The sequence below is a fragment of the Methylobacterium sp. E-046 genome, assembly GCF_022829625.1.
Classification (GTDB): domain Bacteria; phylum Pseudomonadota; class Alphaproteobacteria; order Rhizobiales; family Beijerinckiaceae; genus Methylobacterium; species Methylobacterium longum.
The window spans coordinates 1-4,092 of the sequence record NZ_JAKSYP010000088.1 but is presented as its reverse complement, the minus strand read 5'-3'; the positions used below and the strand labels follow the sequence as shown (position 1 = coordinate 4,092).

7 protein-coding genes and 1 pseudogene are annotated in these 4,092 nt (G+C 63.0%); 4 read left to right on the top strand and 4 right to left on the bottom strand.

Features of this window, described 5'->3' with window-relative positions; genetic code table 11:
• The coding region (locus MKK82_RS07275; RefSeq protein ID WP_243985167.1) for a hypothetical protein at nt 1-277 on the top strand (277 nt) is incomplete at its 5' end.
• A 92-nt stretch (nt 278-369) separates the two neighbouring features.
• On the opposite strand, the gene MKK82_RS07270 is transcribed toward MKK82_RS07275, so the two are convergent.
• Both MKK82_RS07270 and MKK82_RS07265 read right to left on the bottom strand, forming a co-directional pair.
• Nucleotides 370-648, bottom strand: coding sequence for a hypothetical protein (locus MKK82_RS07270; RefSeq protein WP_243985165.1), 279 nt, complete (start codon nt 646-648; stop codon nt 370-372).
• Nucleotides 649-693: 45 nt separating this feature from the next.
• A complete protein-coding gene (locus MKK82_RS07265) occupies nt 694-918 on the bottom strand; it encodes a hypothetical protein (protein ID WP_243985164.1) in 225 nt (74 codons plus the stop codon).
• A gap of 18 nt (nt 919-936) precedes the next feature.
• Between MKK82_RS07265 and MKK82_RS07260 the strand changes: the two genes are divergently transcribed.
• Nucleotides 937-1,662, top strand: a complete 726-nt coding sequence (locus MKK82_RS07260; RefSeq protein WP_243985163.1) for a hypothetical protein — start codon at nt 937-939, stop codon at nt 1,660-1,662.
• Nucleotides 1,663-1,736: 74 nt separating this feature from the next.
• Nucleotides 1,737-2,474, top strand: coding sequence for a hypothetical protein (locus tag MKK82_RS07255; RefSeq protein WP_243985161.1), 738 nt, complete (start codon nt 1,737-1,739; stop codon nt 2,472-2,474).
• A 69-nt stretch (nt 2,475-2,543) separates the two neighbouring features.
• Here MKK82_RS07255 and MKK82_RS07250 read toward each other — a convergent pair whose 3' ends face one another.
• Entirely contained in the window at nt 2,544-2,915 is a 372-nt protein-coding gene (locus tag MKK82_RS07250; RefSeq protein WP_243985159.1) for a BrnA antitoxin family protein, read from the bottom strand.
• Nucleotides 2,890-3,177, bottom strand: coding sequence for a BrnT family toxin (locus tag MKK82_RS07245; protein ID WP_243985157.1), 288 nt, complete (start codon nt 3,175-3,177; stop codon nt 2,890-2,892). The genes MKK82_RS07250 and MKK82_RS07245 overlap by 26 nt, the downstream gene beginning before the upstream one ends.
• A gap of 367 nt (nt 3,178-3,544) precedes the next feature.
• On the opposite strand from MKK82_RS07245, the pseudogene MKK82_RS07240 reads away from it, so the two are divergent.
• Nucleotides 3,545-4,092: pseudogene (locus tag MKK82_RS07240) on the top strand (GntR family transcriptional regulator); the annotation flags it as partial.

Sequence of the window (4,092 nt, the reverse complement as noted above, 5' to 3'; positions counted from 1 at the left end):
CTTGGCCATGCGGGCTGATACGCCAGCAAGCTCGGCCGCACCAGACGCCGAAGAGCGTGGCTGCAGTGAGCTTGGCACCGCCTCCGAACTCGCGCGCTCAGCCCGCAACAGCGCGCCTTTGCCGGCTGCTCAGCCGGGTATTTCCTTCGCGGGCCACTTCGCGGGCTGGGGCACTCCGCTAATCTTGATCAGCCACGTCCCGAATACGAGCGCCCCGGCCCCAACACCAGCCATCACCGCAAACAACCAGAACCACTGCATCGAGGGCTCCTCCTGATCATCAACCATTCTCAGGCGGATGCGTCTCCCAGATGTGCGGAAGTGACTTTCGGCGAGAGCATGTCGCAGTCGCACGGCGCCGCCGATAGCTCAAGACAGGGTTGGATGGGCGGTCATGATGGCAGTAGCTAGTCCGTTCCGAAACGTCTTCTCCTGCGGACCGGCCCGCTCCACCCGATCCAAGGCGGGCGAGGCTTCCACAATGGCCGCGAGGTCAAGGCTGTGACCGCTGGGGAAGCGGTAGGGACCCGCCGCCGGGTCCCGCATGTACGCGTCGATCGCCGCGACGATCTCCTGACTGCTGATGACGCCCGTCTTGCGCAGGTCGGCGAGGGTCGAAGGTCTGGCCGGCATGGTCGCGCTGATCATCCCCCAACGTTGACTCAACCGTGCGCCCGGCCGAGCGGCAGCTGACTACCGCAGATTGAGAAGCCGGCCTAGTTTCAGGGCCGCCTCTTCCGACGTGACCCGGGCGAGGATCTGCACGTCGTGCGGGTCGTCGCCCTGGCGCTCGAACAGGAAGTACCCGGCCGCGTCGGCGGCATCCTCCCCCGTCGATAAAATCAGTTGCCGGGTGAGGGGAGCGATACACAACCTTGTGTCATCGCGAGAGTCCGTGCTCAGATACAGGGCGTCCATCTTAGGTCTCCTCCGAGCATGTCCGACAAAGCAACCCACGTCAGGCGTTCACGATGCGAGCTTCGGGCCCGCGAACTGGCCGACTACATGGCCGCTTCCGCACAGCGGAGACGTACCGTCCTTCGAGACGCGAAGTATCGGCCGGTGGCGCGGGTGCTCCAGCATACCGAAGCTCGCGCCACCATAACGACATGGCTGCAGGAGGGCGAGGGTGACACTTCCGCCCTTAGGGACCGCGCTGAATGGTTTCGCTCACGAATGACGACGGGTGATTTCGAGGCGTACCAGAACCAGCACAATGCCGACTATGTGGACGCTTTTGCCGAGGCGTGCGCCGAGCTGGAGATCCCGCCTTGCGAGATGCGGGCGGCAACCGGCAAGCAGACGGTCGACCTCAACGGGACGATCATCGTTCACAACCCCGATCTGCTTCTTCGGCGGATTACGAAGCGGAACACGATCAAAACTGGTGCCCTGTACCTTCGGTACGCCAAGGGCAAGGAGATGAACGCAGATGCCGCCAAGTTTCAGAGCGCGTTCGTGTTCGGCTTCCTCTCCGGCCTGCCACCGGAGGCTGAGAGCGGTCCCGAGAAGAAGCTCTGCCTCACGGTCTGCGCCTACAGCGGGAAGGCCACAGAGGCGCCTACGAACAGCGTCTACCTCTACAACGAGATGAAGGCCGCTTGCGCTGCCATCGCGGATCAATGGCCCAACATAGAGCCGCCAGCGAACGCCGTGCTCTGATCGGCTGGTACACGCCTCTATCAACACCAAATCGTCACGACGGACCGGAGATCACGATTGGAGCCTCAGGCGTCATGGGCGATGACCGAGAGAAAGCCACCTCCTCCGCCCCCACATCGACCGCCACCGCCACCACCCAGGCCGCCGAGGAGGCCGCACGAGGTCCCGGCGCAGGATCACGAGATACCACGTCCGAGGCAGCAACCAACGGATCAGGATCAGCCCAAGAAACCCTGGGATCGTTGACCGAGCGGCAGATTTGCGAGCATTTCCTGCTGCGCAATGTCCGCTACCAGGAGGACCGAGAAACCTACTTCAGGCGCCTCAATCGCTTCATGAGTTTTTTCACGCTCATGAGCGGCCTGGGTACCATCGCTGCCTTGGCTGGCAAGTTGCCTGAGTATGCCAAGGTAGACCCAGCTGTCATCGCAGCAGCGACAAGCACGGTAGGCGCGTTGCAGCTTGTTTTCGGTTTCGCGCGCACCGAAGGCTTGCATGCCGATCTTCGGCGGCAGTTTTTGCGGCTGCTCGCCGAGATAGAGGACGGCGACTACAAGGGCGTTCAAAAGAAGGGTCGGGCGCTTCTCACTGGCGAGCCGCCCGGCTATTTCGCAGTTAACGCGCTGGCTTACAACGCTGCTCAGGCCCGCTTTGACCGACCTGTTGCCTACAACAAGCGGGTACGCCTCTGGCAGCGCCTGACGCGAAACATGTTCCGGTTCACAGATACGACCTTTCCTCGCTACGAGGACGTGTGGGCAAAGCGCGCGGCCCGATGGCAGGCCATGCTCCGCATCCTGCGGATTGGCTAACATCAGCCTCGGCGTTGAATAAACCGTGCCGCCCCGTAGGATTGCCGCTGAGCTTGCAGTATCGAAAGCTCAGGCGGTTTGTTTGTCGGGACGTGAGAGCGGAACGACGCGCCTAGAGCGATCCAACATTTCCTGAATGCGTCTATCCATCCCGGCTTGAAGATCCTCATGCATGCGGACCTGCCAACCATCTCCGGTGACGCGGTAGGCTTCCAGCAAGTCAGGAGCTATCCGCATGGTGAAATTGACTTTGGCATCGGTCAGTTTCGGGCGTCCTCGGCCGCGCTTTGGCAACAAGGCATAGACCTCGGGCACCTCGCTTGCGGGTTGCATCGAGGCTAGTTCTTCGGTGGTCAGCTTCGGGTTATCGGAAACCTCGTCCCAGTCCTCCTGCGAGTAGCCGGGGCCGTGCTCCTCAGGCTTGTGCGAGGTGTCGTGCATAGCTCTCCCTTTCCTCAGGGTCGGCTTGGCGAAGGCTGACGAGAGACAGCGCTTCGGTGCCGAGTGGCGAGACGATCACAGCGACTACTTGCTGACCGTTCCAATCGCCGATCAGCTTGTACCGGCGACGACCGGTCTGGCTGTGACGGGTCTGCAGGATCAGTGCAGTTTCGCCGTCAAACGAAGCCTCGAAGTCCGCGAAATCCAGCCCGTGTTTGGCTAGGTTCGCGAGGCGCTTCGGCTCGTCCCACGTCGTCGTCATTGAATTATGGTAGGGGCTGTTATTCGGCTGCGCAAGGGGGTTTCACGCTACAGCGAAAAATAATGTGCGGAGCCTGCTTACCGTTGACTTAACCGTGCGCCCCGGCCGACATGGACCGTTCCGGCTGGACCCGCCCTGGCGAGTCGCGGCCACCATCAGGAGAGACGCCGCCGCGGATCTGAGACCCTGAAACGACTACGGGCCCCCTGTCGCCAAACAGAGAGCCCGCGAAATCGAAGTGGCTGGAGGGCCAACTAGCAATCCCCCATCAGCCACAGCTCCCCCCGGGAGTCAACGGGAACGCCAATTCCTGGAGCGATGAAGTCGTGCCTTGATCACAGCCGCGGTCCGAAAAGGACCGGGTTCGATGAACTATGCCGATGAGATCCGCCGACAGGTGGAGGCGGCCTCGTGCGCCGCGCTGCCAGCCGTCGCGGCTGCGCTGTGGCGTGCCTATGGGGAAGGGAAGGTCACGGAGGCCGAGGCCGAGGCGCTGTCTGTTCTCATCGAGGGCCGGCGATCAGCCGAAAACGGACCTAAGTGCGGACAGAGGGCGAACGGCCAAGCAACGTTCGCGTCTCAAGTGTCCCCTTCGATCAAGAACATCTCAGATCGCGTAGGATCACCCAGGAGGGCCGTTGGCTCGCGCCCGCGCACGGATGCCTCAATGGAGCGCCGCCGCCGCTGGGCGGCCTCTGGACGCCTTCCGCCGGCCATTGCCGCCCGGTTCACGCTGGCCGAGCATGCTGTGCTGGCTCTCGTGGCTGCCGAGACTGCGCGTCGGAAGGACTGCCGGTTGGCCGTCGGCCATCTCGCGGCGATCGTGGGTGTCGCCGAGACCACCGTGCGCAACGCCATCCGCGAGGCCGTGAAGCTTGGGCTCGTGACCGTCGAGGAGCGGCGCGTGACCGGCTT